Source organism: Phyllobacterium sp. LjRoot231, assembly GCF_964253365.1.
GTDB lineage: Bacteria > Pseudomonadota > Alphaproteobacteria > Rhizobiales > Rhizobiaceae > Phyllobacterium.
Genome location: NZ_CAXUQT020000001.1, coordinates 494053 through 511978 on the forward strand (window position 1 = coordinate 494053; position 17926 = coordinate 511978).

At 56.9% G+C, this 17926-nt stretch carries 18 protein-coding genes and 1 pseudogene; 7 read left to right on the forward strand and 12 right to left on the reverse strand.

Annotation, left to right across the window (positions count from 1 at the left end; all coding sequences use genetic code 11):
• The first annotated feature begins 185 nt into the window (after positions 1-185).
• The 4 genes from ACSQ3H_RS02325 (at position 186) to ACSQ3H_RS02340 (ending at position 4442) form a co-directional block, all read left to right on the forward strand.
• The gene (locus ACSQ3H_RS02325) at positions 186-761 is read left to right on the forward strand and encodes a PE-PGRS family protein (RefSeq protein WP_436115553.1); all 576 of its coding nucleotides are present in this window, start codon (positions 186-188) and stop codon (positions 759-761) included.
• A gap of 97 nt (positions 762-858) precedes the next feature.
• Complete coding sequence (locus ACSQ3H_RS02330; RefSeq protein ID WP_436115554.1) at positions 859-2574, forward strand: type I secretion system permease/ATPase; 1716 nt, start codon at positions 859-861, stop codon at positions 2572-2574.
• A 15-nt stretch (positions 2575-2589) separates the two neighbouring features.
• Positions 2590-4023: an HlyD family type I secretion periplasmic adaptor subunit gene (locus ACSQ3H_RS02335; protein ID WP_436115555.1), complete on the forward strand. Its 1434-nt coding sequence runs from the start codon at positions 2590-2592 to the stop codon at positions 4021-4023.
• A 101-nt stretch (positions 4024-4124) separates the two neighbouring features.
• Positions 4125-4442 carry a transposase gene (locus ACSQ3H_RS02340; protein ID WP_436115556.1) on the forward strand — a complete coding sequence of 106 codons (318 nt, stop codon included), beginning with the start codon at positions 4125-4127 and terminating at the stop codon, positions 4440-4442.
• Position 4443: 1 nt separating this feature from the next.
• Here the strand turns inward: ACSQ3H_RS02340 and ACSQ3H_RS02345 are convergent, their stop codons facing one another.
• Entirely contained in the window at positions 4444-5181 is a 738-nt protein-coding gene (locus ACSQ3H_RS02345) for a LuxR C-terminal-related transcriptional regulator (RefSeq protein ID WP_436115557.1), read from the reverse strand.
• A gap of 461 nt (positions 5182-5642) precedes the next feature.
• Here ACSQ3H_RS02345 and ACSQ3H_RS02350 point away from each other — a divergent pair, with 461 nt between their 5' ends.
• The 3 genes and pseudogenes from ACSQ3H_RS02350 to ACSQ3H_RS02360 all read left to right on the forward strand — a co-directional run.
• Positions 5643-5918, forward strand: coding sequence for a DUF2277 domain-containing protein (locus tag ACSQ3H_RS02350; RefSeq protein WP_436115558.1), 276 nt, complete (start codon positions 5643-5645; stop codon positions 5916-5918).
• Between the two features lie 102 nt (positions 5919-6020).
• Entirely contained in the window at positions 6021-6749 is a 729-nt protein-coding gene (locus tag ACSQ3H_RS02355) for an integrase arm-type DNA-binding domain-containing protein (protein WP_436119325.1), read from the forward strand.
• Positions 6750-6761: 12 nt separating this feature from the next.
• Positions 6762-7277: pseudogene (locus ACSQ3H_RS02360) on the forward strand (hypothetical protein); the annotation flags it as partial.
• A gap of 107 nt (positions 7278-7384) precedes the next feature.
• Here ACSQ3H_RS02360 and ACSQ3H_RS02365 read toward each other — a convergent pair.
• The 11 genes from ACSQ3H_RS02365 to ACSQ3H_RS02415 all read right to left on the reverse strand — a co-directional run bounded on the left by ACSQ3H_RS02365 (position 7385) and on the right by ACSQ3H_RS02415 (position 17863).
• Positions 7385-7537, reverse strand: coding sequence for a hypothetical protein (locus ACSQ3H_RS02365; RefSeq protein ID WP_436115559.1), 153 nt, complete (start codon positions 7535-7537; stop codon positions 7385-7387).
• 185 nt (positions 7538-7722) lie between these two features.
• Positions 7723-8691 (reverse strand): quinone oxidoreductase family protein, encoded by a 969-nt coding sequence (locus ACSQ3H_RS02370; protein ID WP_436115560.1) that lies wholly within the window; start codon positions 8689-8691, stop codon positions 7723-7725.
• Between the two features lie 51 nt (positions 8692-8742).
• Entirely contained in the window at positions 8743-9309 is a 567-nt protein-coding gene (locus tag ACSQ3H_RS02375) for a TetR/AcrR family transcriptional regulator (RefSeq protein WP_436115561.1), read from the reverse strand.
• A gap of 165 nt (positions 9310-9474) precedes the next feature.
• The gene (locus ACSQ3H_RS02380) at positions 9475-9864 is read right to left on the reverse strand and encodes a tautomerase family protein (RefSeq protein WP_436115562.1); all 390 of its coding nucleotides are present in this window, start codon (positions 9862-9864) and stop codon (positions 9475-9477) included.
• Between the two features lie 101 nt (positions 9865-9965).
• Positions 9966-10106: a hypothetical protein gene (locus ACSQ3H_RS02385; RefSeq protein ID WP_436115563.1), complete on the reverse strand. Its 141-nt coding sequence runs from the start codon at positions 10104-10106 to the stop codon at positions 9966-9968.
• Positions 10103-10912, reverse strand: coding sequence for a 5-deoxy-glucuronate isomerase (gene iolB / locus ACSQ3H_RS02390; RefSeq protein ID WP_436115564.1), 810 nt, complete (start codon positions 10910-10912; stop codon positions 10103-10105). Before iolB ends, ACSQ3H_RS02385 begins: the two co-directional genes overlap by 4 nt.
• Before the next feature lie 12 nt (positions 10913-10924).
• Positions 10925-12763 carry a 3D-(3,5/4)-trihydroxycyclohexane-1,2-dione acylhydrolase (decyclizing) gene (gene iolD, locus ACSQ3H_RS02395; protein WP_436115565.1) on the reverse strand — a complete coding sequence of 613 codons (1839 nt, stop codon included), beginning with the start codon at positions 12761-12763 and terminating at the stop codon, positions 10925-10927.
• A complete protein-coding gene (locus ACSQ3H_RS02400) occupies positions 12760-14682 on the reverse strand; it encodes a bifunctional 5-dehydro-2-deoxygluconokinase/5-dehydro-2-deoxyphosphogluconate aldolase (RefSeq protein ID WP_436115566.1) in 1923 nt (640 codons plus the stop codon). Before ACSQ3H_RS02400 ends, iolD begins: the two co-directional genes overlap by 4 nt.
• An 18-nt stretch (positions 14683-14700) precedes the next feature.
• Positions 14701-15630, reverse strand: coding sequence for a TIM barrel protein (locus ACSQ3H_RS02405; protein WP_436115567.1), 930 nt, complete (start codon positions 15628-15630; stop codon positions 14701-14703).
• 48 nt (positions 15631-15678) lie between these two features.
• Positions 15679-16620 (reverse strand): sugar phosphate isomerase/epimerase family protein, encoded by a 942-nt coding sequence (locus ACSQ3H_RS02410; protein WP_436115568.1) that lies wholly within the window; start codon positions 16618-16620, stop codon positions 15679-15681.
• A gap of 70 nt (positions 16621-16690) precedes the next feature.
• The gene (locus tag ACSQ3H_RS02415; RefSeq protein WP_436115569.1) at positions 16691-17863 is read right to left on the reverse strand and encodes a Gfo/Idh/MocA family protein; all 1173 of its coding nucleotides are present in this window, start codon (positions 17861-17863) and stop codon (positions 16691-16693) included.
• Positions 17864-17926: the final 63 nt, after the last annotated feature.

Here is a 17926-nt window from a genome sequence, read left to right on the forward strand (position 1 = left end):
GCTGTTCGTCCAGTACATGCTCCCATCAGGTACACACCCCACCCAAAAGAACGTCCCCGAATATCCAGCTAGTTCGCAAGCCAAATCGCGAGCACTGTTCCACGGCGGTTATTCTGCCTGACGATGACGTCGCGGGTACCTGGCCGTGGGAGAAACACGGAAAAACTTAGTAGAGGAGTAAAGTTATGCCTATTCCACAATTATCTGACACGATCCAGCTCAACCATTCCGATGCAGGCGATGCAAATGCCGGCAATGGCGGTGACGGATACAACTACGGAAATATCCACTACGACCCCACTGCATATGTCTCCAACACACAAGAAGTGTATGGAGCAGATACTGATTTGCACAATGGCGATCATGTTTGGCAAACAGCCGATTGGGGTGCCGGCATTGCCGGGCACGGTGGAGAAGCCGAGGCAGAGAATGGTTTCCTGTCCAACATCACCAACAATGGCTCTGGTGGAGCAGGTGGAGACGCCAATTCCAATGGCAGTCAGGGAAACACAAGCGGTGGCGATATAGCAGCGGTTTCTGCAGCTACGACTGCGCAGCAGAATACTCAATTCTTCGCAGATCAGCATGCCACTATTCTCGCCGGTGTTGGCGGCAATGGCGGTAACGGCAATCTGGCCCAGGGCGGCGATATCACGGCGGCAGTGGTTCACTCGGATCCCGAAACCACGACGGTCAACACAGCTCTTGACCATTTCATCAATGCCTTCGGGTCGATCGATCTGCACGATCTGGGTTCATAAGATCAAGTCGCCAGGATCGCCGGTTGCGACCGGCGATCCTTATATCCGGACGGGGTGACCAATCGGCTGCCCTTTCAGTACCGAGAGCACCTGATAAATGACAACAAGTGTCGTACAATCGCAGCGTCCACCAACGCATCTGGTCGTAGCCCTTCGCGCCTGTGCCGGGGCCTTCGGTTTGGTTTTCGTCTATAGCTGCGGTTACAACCTCTTTCTTCTCGCACCGTCCATCTATCTCCTGCAGATATATGATCGCGTCTTGTCCAGCCGCAGCACCGATACGCTACTGATGCTGACGCTCATCATCGCGGTCGCTGTGATAGTCGGATCTGTGCTCGATATTGTAAGGCGCGCAGCTCTTTCTCGTATTGGCAGCTGGTTGGATCATCGCCTGCGGCCTTGCGTCCTCACCGCATCATTCGAATACGCGGCAAGAGCCGATACGGGCGTGGCCACCGATTGCTACCGTGACCTTGCCTCGTTGCGACAGTTTCTCGATTCGCCCGCAAGCGCTCTTCTTTTCGACGTGCCCTGGGCGCCAGTTTTCCTGCTTCTGCTTTTCCTCGTCCACCCTTTGCTCGGAGCAATCGGTGTCTTGAGCGCACTCGCACTGTTGCTGCTTGCACTGCTTACCGAACTCGCGACACGTGAACCACTCACATATGCGAACGTTGCGCTGGCAAGGAGCTACGCGCGGTTTGGAACGGCGCTCAAATATATCCAGGTAATCCGTGCAATGGGTATGCAGGATGGCGCAGCGCAGATCGTCTATCGCGACGCCGAGGTTGCAAGGAAAGCGCAAGACAGTGCCATGCATCGGACCGAGATCATCCTGGGATTCTCGAAGTCCATTCGCACGTTGACCCAAATTCTCGTGATGGGAGCTGCCACATGGCTGGTGCTGGCAGAAAATAGCAGTCCCGGGATAATTTTTGTCGCCAGCCTTTTGCTCGGCCGCGGGCTTGCTCCGGTCGAGGGCGCAATCGGTGCCTGGCGTTCCTTTGCATATGCGCGCAACGCCTTCAACCGTCTCAATAGGATGCTGATCGCCGTTGCGTCTGACGCCGACGCTCGCATGGTACCGGTCCCGGAGCCTAGTGGTCTTATTCTGGACAATGTCGGTTATGCGTTTCCGTTCGCTGGTCGGCCCATACTAAACGGCGTCACGCTCCGTCTGGCGCCAGGAGATTGCATGGCGCTCATCGGCGCTTCCGGATCGGGTAAGTCGACACTTGGCCGGATTATCGCGGGGGTCTTGCAGCCGACCAGCGGATGCGCCCTCCTTGGCGGCGTCGATATATCTGCCTTACGTCTTTGTGGAGGAGCGCGCCACATCGGATATTTGCCGCAGGACATCGAGCTTTTTGGTGGTGCCATCAAGGACGTGATCGGACGGCTTGACGGTGCAGGTCCGGGCAAAGCAATCGAAGCGGCGAAACTTGTCGGTTTGCACGAGGCGATCATGCGTCTGCCTCAAGGTTATGAGACCGATGTCGGCGAAGGCGGAACCTTGCTACTGCGCGCCCAGCGCCAGCAACTCGGACTCGCTAGGGCGGCTTACGGCAACCCATCTCTGGTCGTGCTCGACGATCCGAATTCGAGCCTGGATTATGACGGCGAGCGCATATTGTTCAATGCGATCGAACGTATGAAAGCAAGAGGAATGACCGTGGTGGTTATTACCCATCGGATGGGAGTTCTTCCCGTTACCAACAAGATCGCAATCATGCGCAACGGCACTGTCGATGCCTTTGGGGATAGTGACGAAATCTACGACACCTATCTTCAACCTTCATCTCGGACAGGGACATAAGGAAACGCTCTTATCATGACCCTCGCTCGGTTCGACATTCCAGTGAAAGTTGCGGGTGCGTTGACCACACTCCGACAGTCTATCGGAAGGTCAGGAAGCAGGAAACGACTTTTGATTTATGCGCCGACGGACAGTCCTACGGCCTTGGCGCCGGCCTCTCCAATGCCGAGGCTTCGTACCGTCGTCTATGTCGGCAACCTGCTGATCTGCATCTTCATTATTGGCTTCGGCATCTGGTCTGTCTTTGCCCCGCTCAAAAGCGCTGCAATTGCTTCGGGTGTCGTAGAACCCGAGTCGAGTCGCAAGACAATTCAGCACCTGGAAGGCGGCATCGTACGGCAAATTCTCGTCAAGAATGGAGATTCGGTCAAATCTGGACAGGTATTGATCCAGCTTGAAGACACAAAATCGCGCTCGGAACGTGATGCGCTGCAGGGACAGCTTTGGGACGCCGAGGCAAGCCATGCGCGCTTGAGCGCAGAACAAAAAGGCAGCGACCGGGTCACCTATACCGCGGATCTTGAGGCAATCAGAAGCACGAATCCGGCGGTCGACGGCATTCTGACGGGCCAGCAGCGCATCTTCGCGACACGCAGGCTTGTAATGCGATCCGAAATCGCGATCACACAGAGCAAGATGGAACAGGTGCAACAGGAGATTGCAGGGCTCGCCGCACAAAAGGCGGGGTTGACGCAAAGGGCGGAAATCGCCCGGCAGGAACTTGCCGCTGTTACGCCGCTCGTGACGAAGGGGATCGAAAAAAAGAGCAGACTCCTTAATCTGGGACGAGAAAAAGCGGATCTCGAAGGTCAGCTTGGCGAAGTAACGGCACAAATTTCGCGGGCCTATCAGATGATAGGCGAAAGCCAGGCTTACCTTGTGAAGCTCGAAAATGATCGATTGAACGAGGTCGCACAGGGTCTGCGCGAAACCGAAAGCCAGGTACTGCAACTGAGCGAGAGACTTCGGGCAATCGATGACCAACTCTCCAGGACCCAGATCAAGGCACCCGAAGACGGTGTGATCATGGATTTGCGCATCCATACGGCGGGCGGAGTCATAGGCGCGGGCGAACCGCTTGTTGATCTTGTGCCGCGCGAAGGTCGGCTCATCATCACCGCACACGTTCGGCCGGAAGACATCAACCTCGTGCACTCGGGATTGTCGGCACAAGTTCATCTTCTCCCATATAATCAACGTCGGGTCCCGCTTCTCAAAGGTATCGTCGAATACGTGTCAGCCGATCGTCTCGTCGACAAACCGACCGGTCAACCCTATTACGCGGCGACGATCCGAGTGACGGATGAACGGCTGGCGAAAATGCGCAATGTTGAACTGGTTCCCGGCATGCCAGCCCAAACATTGATCGAAACCGGCGAGAGCACTGTGGCGTTTTACGCCGTCAGACCACTTCTAGACAGTTTCAACAGGGCATTCCGCGAGGACTGACAAAAACTTGATCGCCTAATAGGCAACGAAGCCTGGGCCGGCATCCTACTCTTCCTGATGCCCTCAAACTTCGAATTCACACCCGCCGGAGGGACATTGCGATGAGCAAAAGAAGATTCAATGACGACGAGGTTATGGACATTCTGAAGGAACATCGCAGCGGAATCAGGGTGGCGGACCTATGCCGCGAACATGGGATCAGTGAACCAACGTTCTACCGATGGCAGTCCTTGCAGCTTAGAAACGCGGGTTTTGATGTCAAAAAACTCAAGGCACAAAACGCGGGTTTTGATGTCAAAAAACTCAAGGCATTGGAGGAAGAGAATCAGAAGCTCAAAAAGCTATTGGCCGAAGCCATGCTGGCTGCGGCCACTCTTAGTGAGATGCTCGCAAATACCTCATCAAGGGGAAATGCATGAACTATGTTGCTGTAAATTCTTGTCCTGAGGAGGTGGTTTGACCCAACCGCGCGACGACCTCGGTCCTGTTCTGAACGTTCAGTTTGCGCATGATATGTTGCAAATGCATTTTCACGGTGTTGCCTGATAGATTGAGTTTTCCCGCAATGACCTTGTTTGGATGACCGCGCTGCAACTCCGCCAAGACATCCGCCTCTCTCGGCGTAAAGTCGGCGACGCTCATATAACGTGCGTTACCGTTCATGTTTCCTCGTGGTTCCCGGAAAGATTTGTCGCTCTTTGGCAACTCGGTGACAAACGTGCCCAGCGGATTTGGGCAAAAGATGCCGCCTGCAAGGACCAGCCGTATTCCAGCAAGCGCTATTTCAATGGGCAAAGACGTGGTGAAGTACCCGCGGATGCCCATCGCAAGCGCATGTGATGCCATCAAAGGATCGTCCGTATTTGACAGGAGGGCGATCGAAGCCTCCGGAAACAGCTCTGTAATAGCTGCAAGGTCGTTGTGCAAACTGGAACTCTCTACGTTCCTGCCTGCCACATCCAAGGCTACCAGACGCACATCCATTCCAATGGCGCTATCGAGGCTCTCGATGCCCATCATGTCGATAAAATCCCAGCCAGCAAGTTCATGCGCAAGGAGTCTTACGATAGTTGTTCGTGCAAGGGTATGTTGATCTATAACGATGACGGCCGGCACATGGCGCGCCCTACGGCGTTTTGTTTCAATATTATTGGACACTGCTCCCCCATTCTCCCCGTCTCTGCAGAGTTTGAATGCAAATGCCACATTACATATTATATCTCTTTACTCGTCCTGTCGTGATAAAACTGAAAAAATACTACCAATTAGTTATGGTGCCCCGAGATATCGCGCGCGGTAGCTTATCTAAAGATTTAGCTCTTCGGGCAATATTCAGATCAAAGAGTGATTAGCACTTGCGCTGGCGCAGGCAGGTATCCGCTATATGCGCCATTTGTTTGTTGTCGGTGCCATCGGTGATCAAGCCCGGCAAGCCATTGGGCTTGCGTTATCGTTCAAGGCCACGTTCTTGCAAAATTCACTGCTTCGCGGTTGGATAGTGAGAGCATTTCTCACCAACGAGAACCCCTCGGCAGGTTTGTGATGCCACCGAAGTATTCGTGGGTGTTTCGCGAGGCGAGCCCCGCTCCTATGTTTGTGATTGAGAACAGGAGATCGCTATGTGCCGCAATATAAGAACACTGTTTAACTTCGACCCTCCGGCGACCCAGGATGAAATCGACGCTTCTGCGCTGCAGTTCGTGCGCAAGCTATCCGGTTTCAACAAACCGTCGCAGGCGAACGCTGAAATCTTCGAGCGTGCGGTCACCGAAGTCTCCGACGCTGCGCGGCGGCTGCTGTCTGCCCTGCATACTCATGCACCAGCGCGCGACCGTGTCATCGAAGCTGAGAAGGCACGCGAGCGCTCGAGGGCACGGTTCGCGCAGGCGGAGTAGGGAGACGACCGGCAATACAGGCTGCAAGATGCTCCTGCCGAACCAAGCTAGGACTTGAAGGTAGTGGTGGAGCCAAGCGGGATCGAACCGCTGACCTCTTGCATGCCATGCAAAGTACTTTGTTGCGGCGGCAAGAAGCCTACCGGCCGAGCCTCATGGGCATATCGCTATCGTAGCAGAGTGGACGGGAAAGTCCGGAAGCTTACGATTGGTGAGGTGCTCAAGGAACGCAAGACGCCGAATGATAACGGGTTCACACTGAGCGAGGCTGTCAAGAAGGCAAAAGCGGCCTATGTTGACGTGGATAGCGGCAGGGATCCTGCGATGGCAAAGGCAGCCGCGCGACCATCCCTGACAATAGGCCCCGCCCCCGTTATTGCGTCTAACGATACAGTCAAAGCTCTCGGAGACGCCTTCATTGAAGATTATGCCAAGGTCTACCGGAAGAGATGGCAGGAAGTGGATCGGCAGTTCAGAGTCGAGATCTACCCCGACTGGGAACACCGCCTTGCGACGGACATCACCTTTGATGATGTTACCTTATTGTTGCGCTCGATTCGGAATCGGATACAGGAGAAGGGTGGCAAAGGCGTTACGGCCAATCGGGTCAAGGGCACATTAAGCTGTTTCTTCAACTGGCTGGCAAGCCCCGCCGGCAAGAAGCGGATACAACCACAAGATAAACCGTGCGCGGGAGTCGACACAGGAGTTGTGGAAGAGTCCCGAGATCGGCTGCTGAGCGATGATGAGATACGGCTGTTTTGGCTTGCTAGTAGCCTGATTGGCTATCCTTTCGGCAAAATTGATCAATTGGCACTTCTGACTGGCTAAAGGCGGGGTGAAGTCGCGGGCATGAGACGCAGTGAAATCACCTTTGGTGACAATCCGCAGTGGCTGATACCAAGGTGGCGCACAAAAAATGGCTTGGAGAATCTCATTCCTCTGACTCCGGCAATTGTCGAAATTCTCGAGGGACTTGAACAACACGTACGCAATGGGCTGTACTTCAAGAGTGAGAGGGGCAAAGGGATAGTGGCAGGTTTTCCCGGCTCGAAGCGGCGGCTGGATGCAACGACGAGGCGGCTGCTGCTGCAACAGGAGCGTGATCCATACGTTGAGCCATGGACAATTCATGATCTAAGGGCAACGATGTATTCGGGTCTTTCCCGATTGAAGGTCCCGAGACACATTGCAGAGCTATTGGTAAACCACCGCCCCAAAAACAAAATGCGCATGGCCATTGTCTATGACCGTTATGATTACCTCGACGAGAAGCGCGAGGCGATGAACAAATGGAGCGGCTATGTTCAAGAACTCGTTGCCAATGTTGTATTCCGGGAGAGTGAGATCGTGAATTAGTAGATATTGAGCCGAATAACTATATTACGATGCCCTGCGCAAACATCACGCTCCGCTCAAGGACTGCGTCGGCTCGCGCCTCACTCCGCCTTGGATGCCTTTCTATCTTAGTTACGGACATCGGCTGTGAACATTTCGATCGACAGCCCGATCTCACCGTCGCGCAGGCGCTCCCAACTTTTGTCGATCTGGATCTGCTTCCGGCAAACCTCACCGAATTCGTTCCTGCCCTCGATCGTGATCGTCCATTCCAACGCCATCGATGCCTCCGTTAACAAAGCGACGATGGTGAACCACATGATGCTAACAATTCGTGGCTGAGGTCACCCCAGAGAAATTACCGGTCTCTGCTCGCAATGGCCGCATTCTTACAATTAAGTGCCAAGCGACAAGCGCCCTGCCAACAGGGCCGGTCAATTCACTGTATCGCTGATCACTTGCTCCTTTATGGGATCAAAAGCAGCTTACCCGTGGTCGCGCGGCTAGCTATGTCCGCGTGCGCCTGGGCGGCTTGCGCGAGGGGATAGATTCCACCGATGCTGACCTTGAGCGACCCATTCTCAATCCAATCAAAAAGCTGCCTGGTGCGGGCGCGAAGGAGCTCGGGCGTATGGATGTGGTCGGAAAAGACGGCGTAACCGATCCTGATGCTTTTCGGCAGGCTTATAATATCCAGGGGTCCAGGCCCTCCGAGCACCGGGCCATACCAGCACAACGTACCTGACCGGCGAAGTGCGTCGAGCGAACCCTTAAAGGTCTTGGGTCCGGAACCGTCATAGACCACTTCCACGCCCCTGCCGTCGGTCAGGCGCAGGACTTCGTCAGCGAATTCTCCCTCCGTATCCACGATGACGGCCTCGGCACCTGCCTGCTTGGCGATTGCGACCTTGTCGTCGGACGATACGCGACCGATAACGCGGCCTCCTCTCAACCTGATTATCTGTGTCAGCAACAGGCCGACGCCGCCTGCCGCTGCATGTACGAGAGCAGTATCCCCGGGCTGAATTGGATGGAAATCGGTGGCGAAGTGGCTGGCGGTCAATCCCTGCATCATGAGCGAAGCCGCCGTTCGATCATCAATAAATTCAGGGACTTTCACGAGCGACGTCGCAGGAATCGAAATGCGTTCCGCATAGCTTCCCGGGGCGTAAACCCAGGCGACGCGATCACCGATAGCAAACTCCGACACGCCTTCGCCGATCGCTAGCACGCGGCCAGCCCCTTCGACACCAAGTACTTTCGGATTTGGCGTTTCCGTCCAGGCCATACCCTGGCGAACACCGATGTCCATAAAGTTCACGCCCGCCATGGCGATTTCGACGAGAACATGTCCCGGCGTCGCGGCCGGCTCCGGACGATCCACGACTTCCATGACATCGGTGTCACCGATGCCGTTCATGACAACAGCTTTCATCTGCATTCCTTTCTTGACTGATCGTTCCAAAATTGTGTAAAATTTTTGCCGCTATATGATCGCGCGAAGTGCCAGCCGTCCAAGGGACGCGAGTTTGTCGCTATCGGCTCCCCCGCGCGCGGCAACCCGAATTCCGGCTATGCTGGCGAAGAGGAAATCAATCACGGCATCTGCCGATAACGATTTGTCCACGTCGCCTGCGTCCTGCGCTTGCCTGATCCGCGCGCTTGCGGCACTTCTCAACCTACGGTCGGCGGCCTGATGGACCTCTGCAAGGTCCGGCCGACTCTGGCCGAATTCGCAGATTGAATTGACGCCGAGGCAAGCCTGGTTCGCGGTTGCCACCACCCGCTCGATCATCGCCGCGATACCTTCAAGGGCTCGCGGTTTGCCGCGCAACATCGCAATGTGCGCATCGGTTTCCTCGGATGCATAACGTTCCACCGCGAGGCGGTAGAGCGCCCACTTGTCCCCGAAGGTGTCATAGAGGCTCTGTCTGCCGATCTTCATGGCCCGCACCAGCATCTCCGTCGACGTGCCCTCGAAGCCGTGCTCCCGAAATACGCCCACTGCGGCATCCAGTGCCTTGTCTCTGTCGAACTCTTTGATCCTTGCCATGCAAAGCCAAATAGGAATTCTGGAACGATCTGTCAAGAATATAAAGTCAACACCCCAACGGAACGTCTTCGTTGAAGTAGCGCGTAGTTGTTCTCCGAGGCGTGGTCGAGAGCCTGCCGCAACGTGATCAAATATTGTCTTCGTCACCTATTGCAAGATACAAAGTTACAGTTCGCCCGTCAGAAATTGAGCGCGACCGAGCCCGAAAGACCAATCATCATCGGAGTTTTCGGTGAATGAGATCATCACGTCGGATGCCGGTACGCCGCATTTCTCTTGGAGGGCGGAGCAGAGATTTTCATAGAAGGCGACTTTGGCCGGCGTTCCCCTTGGACGCGAGACCACCTCCAGCAGAACGAACTTTTCCGTCCGGGGGATGTCAAGACCTGTGTCAAGTGCTCGCATATGGGAAGGGGCATGCTCGTTGACGATTTGGTAGCGATCCTCAGCCGACACGCCGAATGTCTGGACCATCACGTCGTGGGCGACATCCAGCAGACCATCAAGCTCATCCGTTGAGCGGCCCTTGTAAAGATGGAACTTCAAAAGCGGCATGGGATACCTTCTCCAGTCAGGGTGAGGCCCTCAATAAAGGCACAGATTAAAGCGATCAGTTTGGTCAGGTTCGTCTCAACTGCCGTGACGCATCGATAGACTCAAAAGATTTCGCAACGTCTTGCGCGAATGTCGGGCTCTTTGTGATCGACGCCGACACAGCCAATATCCCTTGCCAGATCCAAAACTGCTTCATAGCCGAGGTGGCGACCCGTCTTCTGATTGAGTGCACGGTTGATCATTTTGCATCCCGCTCCACGATCCACTCGACCTCAGGCGCGGGAATGAACCGCCACTTGCGCAGCGGACCGGCCATGACATTGAGATAGTACATCTCAAAACCATAAGGTGCGCCGCAGGGATGGTGTCCGCGGGGAACCAGGACAACGTCGTGATCCTTGACCGCCATGGTTTCATCGAGGAGTCCGTCATCGGTGTAGACGCGCTGAATTCCAAAGCCAGAAGCAGGATTCAATCGATGATAATAGGTCTCCTCGAGATAGGTAACCCGGGGAAAATCGTCTTCATCATGCCTGTGGCTCGGATAGGACGACCAATGCCCAGCTGGCGTGAATACCTCCGTCACCAGCAGACTGTCGCAATAGTCTTCAGCCTCCATGGCGATATTGTTGATATGCCGCGTGTTAGCTCCCTTGCCGCGCGCCGTCAGCGACATTCCGTCGGGACCGATGCGCCGTGCACGATGGCCGCTCTTGCCGGGCGCCGAGCACACCGCGATTGTGCATTCGGTTTCGGCGTCCGCCCGCCAATCACTCGCATTTGGCACATAGAGGCAATGGGGCGCCGTTTTTTCGAACACGTCCATACGGTTGCCCAGCAGACCCCAGTCCTGGCCGGCCGCATGGAAAGCCGCCTTCCCCTCGACCATGACGAGGATCACCTCGCGGTCGCCAGTTGCTTCCTCGACGACTTCACCCGGCCTCAAACGGTAGACCGAAAAGCCGACATAGCGCCAGCCGGCGGATTGAGGGGTGATCTCATGAACTTTCCCATGAGAGCCAAATGGCCTGCGCAGCAATCCGGTCATTATCTCTCTCCGTCAATCAAACGTTCGTTGATGGGCAGCGTTTTGGTTGTAGCGCGCGCGCGCGTGCTCGAGACGGCCCGGTCCTCCAACCTGGGGCACTGCGACATCCCACCAGTGACCGCCAATACCTGTGCCGGGAACAGCGTCCGTGTCGATAACAATCACGCTGGGAATATCCCGGTTCCGGGCTTCAACGATCCGGACTTGCAGTTCCGCTATCGAGGCAACCTTCTCCGCATGCGCTCCCATAGACGCAGCATGCGCAACAAAGTCGATCTCTGGCTGCGTCTCGACATTGCAGTCCTTGTACATGTTGTTGAATTCGGCGCCACCGCACTCGATCTGGAGCCGATTGATGCATCCGTAGCCGCGATTGTCAGTCAGCACGACGGTGAACGGGATGCGGCGCGTGACAGCGGTCGCGAGTTCCGAATTTGCCATCATATAAGAACCGTCTCCGACGAAGCAGATGACTTCCTTGTCGGGCCGGGCAAGCTTGATGCCCATGGCGCCGGCGACCTCGTATCCCATGCAGGAAAAGCCGTACTCCATGTGATACCCGCCTGGCACCGATTGCCACAGCACCTGCAACGCGCCGGGCATCGTGCCTGCAGCACACATGACGACTGTGTTGTCGGTCGCCACGCGTTGCACAGCACCTATCACCTGCGCGTCGGTGGGCAGGTTGTCCGGCCCATCCGAAGCGGGAGCGGCCGTCACCCGACCAACGGCAGCATGCCAGTCAAGACGGCTCTGACCGTTGACGTCGGGGACACGAAACGGACAAAGTGCCGCTGTCAAACGCTCGAGCGTGACTTTGGCATCTCCCACGCAAGGCAACGCGCCATGCTTCATTGCGTCGTACCCGGCAAGATTGATCGAGCCCAGCCGGCGCGCCGGATTGCGGAAGAGTGCCCAGCTTCCGGTGGTGAAATCCTGAAAGCGCGTCCCGACGCCAATGATGAGGTCAGCGTCCGCACAAAGGGCATTGGCGCATTCCGAGCCGGTGACACCCGGAGACCCGAAATTCAACGGATGATCCCACCCATTCGCGCCCTTGCCTGCCTGGGTTTCGACGAACGGAATATTATGAACCTCGGCAAACGCGGCAAGCTCGGCTTCGGCCCGCGAATAAATGACACCGCCCCCGGAAATGATTACCGGCTTCAGCGCGCCGCGGATCGCAGCGGCCAAGTCCGCAACGTCTCGCGGGTCCGGCTCCGGGCGACGGATGCGCCAGGTCTTCTGTTCAAAGAAGGCTTCCGGATAGTCATAAAGCTCGGCTTGGACATCCTGGCTGAAGGCAAGCGTTGCTGGACCGCAATTGGCTGGATCGGTCATGACGGCAAGCGCTCGCGGCAGGCAGGTGAGAAGATGCTCTGGCCGGGTAATGCGATCAAAGTAGGCAGAAATCGGCCGGAAGCAGTCGTTGGCGCTGACGGTTCCGTCGTTCATATCCTCGATTTGTTGCAAGACCGGGTTCGGACGGCGATTGGCGAAAACGTCACCCGGAATGAACAGCGCGGGCAGGCGATTGACATGGGCAAGCGCGCATGCCGTCACCATGTTCAAAGCCCCAGGCCCGATCGAGGAGGTTACAGCCTGTGCCCGGGTGCGCTTTAACGTTTTTGCATAAGCGATCGCCGCATGAGCCATCGTCTGCTCGTTCTGCCCGCGCCATGTCTGCAGCGCATCGCCGATCCCATACAACGCCTCACCTAGTCCCGCCACGTTGCCATGCCCGAAGATTGCCCATACGCCTTCGATGAAGCGTTCGCCCTCTTCGGTCATCTGTACCGACAGCCATTTCACCATGGCCTGCGCGGCTGTCAGTCGGATCGTCTTTGTCATGCTGCCTTCTCCCGTGCGACGGTTCTCGCCTGATCCCAAATCGAGCATAGGCGCCGATACCGCTCCGCCATCTCTGTGATGGCTTCCTCGTCTTCCATTTCACCAGTCATCCAAAGCCTTGCAACGTCGCCGAAAATTGTCCGGCCAACCGCGAAGCCCTTGACCAGAGGGAATGCTGCGGCGACCTCGAAGCTCGCCGCCAGCTCTGCCTCCGGCGCGTCCAGCCCCAACACCACGATGCCGCGTGTGTGACGGTCATTTTTTTCAATCGCGGAAATCGTGTTCGCCCAAGCGGCTTGCGTCTTCATCGGCTCAAGCTTCCACCAGTCTGGAAAGATGCCGATGTCATAGAATTGCTGGATCAGAACGGCGGCCGTCTGGTCGTCGACCGGCCCGACCTTTGACGGAATGATCTCCAGGAGGAATTCCAGGCCGTTGCGCCGCGAGGCATCGAACAACCGCTTTACCGTTGCTTCCTGGTCTGCGCGCGTTTCAGCATCGTCGTCCGGATGGCAAAAGCAAAGCACCTTAACGACGTTTTCTCGCGCCCACTCGCCAAGGCCACCATAGTCGCTGCCCAGTTCCGGCTCCAAAGTCAGCGGGCGCGACCCCGGCCACTCGCAGGGCCGTCCGATCCACAGGCCGGACCCCGACGCCGCATGCAGCGCCTTTCGTCCGATCCGGTTGTCGCACAGAATCCCGTAACCAGGCCGTCCTGCCTGAACTTGCAAAGCCGCCTGAAGGCAAAGTTCCTTGAAGGCGCCACCCTTTTCGAGCGTGTACCCCGCCAGTTGCTCAAGCTGCATGCGGTGATCGAAGGCGAAGACCCGATATTCGGGCCAGTCTTCTGCGTGATTTCGATGGCGGTTTGTCGACCAGTGGATCTGCTCGAGCTCCGCATCGTTGCGCAGATCCGGCTGCTGGATGCCACGTTTCAGGAAGAACTCCAATTCCTCCAAAGAGGGATAGGCCGGCGTACAGCCATGGCGGGAAACGGCGAAAGCACCGCAAGCATTGGCGTGTTTGAGGGCTAACGCCCAATCCTTGCCATCGAGCCAGCCTTTCAGCAGTCCAGAGAAGAAACCATCCCCTGCCCCAAGGACATTAAAGACTTCGATGGGAAAACCTTCGCCCGATACGCCCTCATCAAGATTGTCCGGGATTACGCCCTCGAAAGCGACCGCACCTTTCGCGCCGCGCTTGCAGACAAGCGTCGCCGCGGAAACCGCACGGACGGCCTTCAGCGCTGCCACGGTGTCCGACGTGCCGCCGGCAATGTGGAATTCTTCCTCCGTACCCACGATCAGATCGAAGAAATGGAGTGTCGACTGGAGTTTATCGGTCACTTGCCGGCTCGCCACATAGCGGCTTTCCCCGTCGCCATGACCGGCGACACCCCAAAGGTTCGGCCGATAATCAATGTCGAGGGCAGTTTTGGCACCGTGCGCACGTGCGAACCCAAGCGCTTTTAGGACGGCTGCTTCTGTCCGGGGATTGGACAGATGCGTGCCGGTGACGACCACGGCGCGAGCAGACGCAACATATTTTTCGTGGATGTCGCCTTCATTGAGTGCCATATCGGCGCAGTTCTCGCGGTAGAAAATCAGAGGAAATGTGTCCTCATCTCGAATTCCGAGGAGAACCAGCGCCGTCAGCCGCTCCGGATCTGTCACCACACCGCCTATGTCGACGCCTTCGCGTTGAAGTTGCTCGCGGATGAAGCGGCCCATATGTTCGTCGCCAACTTTCGTAATCAAGCCCGACCTCAGTCCAAGGCGGGCCGCGCCGCAGGCGATATTGGTCGGTGACCCGCCAATATATTTGTTGAACGAGCCCATATCCTCCAGTCGTCCGCCAACCTGTAGGCCGTAGAGGTCGACCGAGGACCGGCCGATAGTGATGACGTCGAGTGATTTCATGTCAAGACTCCGAGCTATTCAGAAACCGGTACGCGCGAGGAAAGAGCGGCTGGCCGCCAAATCCTCAAGGATTGAACCGGTGTTACGCGGATCGCGCTCCTGTTCGATGGTGATGTAGCCGCTGTAATCAAGTTCTGTGAGAAGTGTGCGGATGGCTGGATAATCGATCGAGCCACGCCCGATCGGACACATGACGCCTTTGGCACAAGCATCGAAGAAGCGGATACGCTCGCCCATCACTTCCTGGTAGGTTCCGGCATCGATGTCCTTGAAATGGATATAGTCGACGCGGTCCCAATAGCGGCGCAAGGTGGCAACGGGGTCCATCGCGGAATAGGCCATGTGCCCGGTGTCAAGGCAGAGGCCTGCCAACTCGGCGGGAACGTCGTCCGCGATACGCTTCAGTTCGTCGGCAAATTCGATATAGCCGCCGGCGTGCGGATGGATAGTGGCGCGTACACCATATGTGTCACGAGCAAGCCTCGCGACGGCGCCGATGTTTTCGACCATCGCGTCCCACGCGGCATCGTCAAGTCGTGGGGCACGGTCCGAATGACCGGCAGCATAGTCTCGCTCGTCATGTCCCCAGTCCATCACCGTCAGAAAGGGCGCCGCATAGCGCTGGCCCGGATGGGTTTCGGGCTTCGGCAATCGGGTGACCAGCGCGCAAATCTCTTCAGTCTGGCGCAGCAGATTGTCGCGGTTCGACGGCGAAACGAGATCGTCAAAGATCGTGCCAGCGACAACCTTCAGGCCGCGTTGGTTGAGCGCCTCAGACACCAGGCCAAGGTCGAGCGGCAGATAACCATACGGTCCAAGCTCAAGTCCGCCAAATCCGGCCGCCTGCGCCTCGTCGAGCACCTTCTCCCAATGGGGCAGATGCGGGTTCTTCACATCATCGACACCCCAGCAGCAGGGCGCGGTAGTAATGGTGATTGGGTTAGCCATCTCGTCCTCAAGGAGTTGGCGGGGCCGCGACGGCGGCCCGCGCCGAAATCAGCGGCTAATCGTCGCCTGCAGCGCGTCAATGGAGGACTGGATGCCAGCGTTGGTCGACATGGTGAAGTCTTCCATCTCGAGGCTGACCCAACCATTGTAGCCGACCATGCGGACCACCGAGAAGAACTCCTTCCACCATTGCAGGTCGTGGCCTGCCCCGACGGCAACGTAATTCCAGGAGCGGTTTGCAACGTCGGTTACGTCCTTCAGTTCAAGCAGGCCGTTTACATCCGCGAGCCCGCGTTCGATACGGGTATCCTTGCCATGGCAATGGTGGATGGCCGGACCGAGCGCACGCGCCGAGGCGATCGGATCGGCGCCCATCCACATTAGGTGCGACGGGTCGAGATTCATGCCAACGGATGCGCCAACCTCGTTGCGCAGGCGAAACAGGGTTTCCGGATTCCACACGAGCATAGCCGAGAAGTTTTCAAGCGCGTATTTTTCAACGCCTACTTCCTTGGCGAGCTTCACCAGATCGTGCCAAAGCGGAAAGGCACGGTCTTCCCACTGATAGCGATCACGCTGCGGCATCTCATCGGGCCAGCTCTTGGTGTAGACAAGCCAGTTGGGCACGCTGTCGCCAGGTGCCGCTTCCGGCAACCCGGACATCGTCACGATGGTCTTAATCCCAATCTCGCCGGCGAGGCGGATGGTTTGTTCCATCTCCTTGCGATGGCGCTTGCCCATGTCACCGGGATCGAGGGGATTGGCGGAGCAATTCAGTGCCGCGATCTCCAGACCGCGCGCGTCGATTTCCTTGAGTTTGGTTTTCAAGAGCCCCTTGTCAGCCAGAAGCTCGTCAGCGCGGAAATGCGGCGCGCGGGACCAGCCGCCACCAGTCATTTCGATGCCTTCAACACCGAGCTTTACACATTTGTCGAGCATATCGGTGAATGACAGGTCGCCCATCACGTCGGTGCAAATCGAAAGTTTCATTGTACTATCTTTCCGGAGTAGAGATTGTCGGGGCGCTCGATGACGTGGGCAGCGACGCGCCTCTTTTTGGTCACTTGAAATCGACCCAGGCGGAGCCTGCATCGGCCGAATGGACGCAGTTTTCCAACCAGCGCACACCTTCGGTGCCCGCCTTGATGCCAGGGTAGTGGTGCGTCTTCAGGAAGGCTTCGTCGCCGCGATTTTTCGCGTCGATCGCCTGCGCGATCCAGAGATAGATATTCGACCAGCTATCGCCGAGACCTTCCGTATGCAGCGCGCCCATGCGGTCAACGGCAAGGCTTTCCTCTTCAAGATAGGGCATGCCGTGATGCAGGATACGGTTCGGTTCACCCTGAACTTCGTAGATCAGCTGGTCAGGATGCGCGTCGGACCATTCAATGGAAGCCTTTGAGCCAACGAAACGATAGCGCTGCGAACCCATATTGCCGGCATTGACAGACGAAACCCACAGGCGACCACGAGCTCCATTGTCATAATGCATCAGAACTGTTGCGTGGTCTTCAAGCGGCGCACGGGTCGGAATGAAGGCCTTGCGGTCGCAAAGGAGCCTTTCGATCTTCAAATCAGGCAGAACCACTTCGGAGAGGTAATAGAGATGCGTGCCGATGTCGCCGAGAACGAAAGTTGGGCCGGCCGTCTTCGGATTGGTGCGCCATTTCAGGGCTTCGCCCGCGCCAACGTCGTCACCAGCGTTAAAGCCGTGGGTGTACTGCATGTCGACGATGCGGATGTCGCCGAGCATGCCTTTTTTCACCATGGCTGCCATCTGGTGAACCAGCGGATGGCCTGTGAAACCATACGTCACGCCGACGATCAGACCTTTTTCCTCGGCCAGTTGCGCCACTTCGTCGCATTCCGCAACTGTAAAGAACAGAGGCTTTTCGCAAATCACATGCAGACCGGCTTCAAGGCAGGCCTTGGTGATTTCGTAATGCGTGAAGTTCGGCGTGGCAATCGAGACGACTTCGACACCGTCCTCACGTGCTGTCTCGTTGGCGATCAGTTCCTTGTAATCGGCATAGCAGCGTTCAGCTTCGACACCGAGTTTGACGCCGAAGTCGCGGCCACGCGCGGCGTCAAGATCGAAGGCCCCGCAGATGAGCTTGTAGGTCCCGTCGCGCAAAGCTCCGGTCCGATGCTTGTAGCCCACCTGACCGGTGCGTCCGCCGCCAACCATACCCCAGCGCAGTGGCCGTTCTATCAGTCGTTCGCCATTTATCATGTCTGTTCTCCTCCGGCCTCGTGCCGGCTTTGGTTTGCCAAAGCTCCGCCCTGCGACGGGACG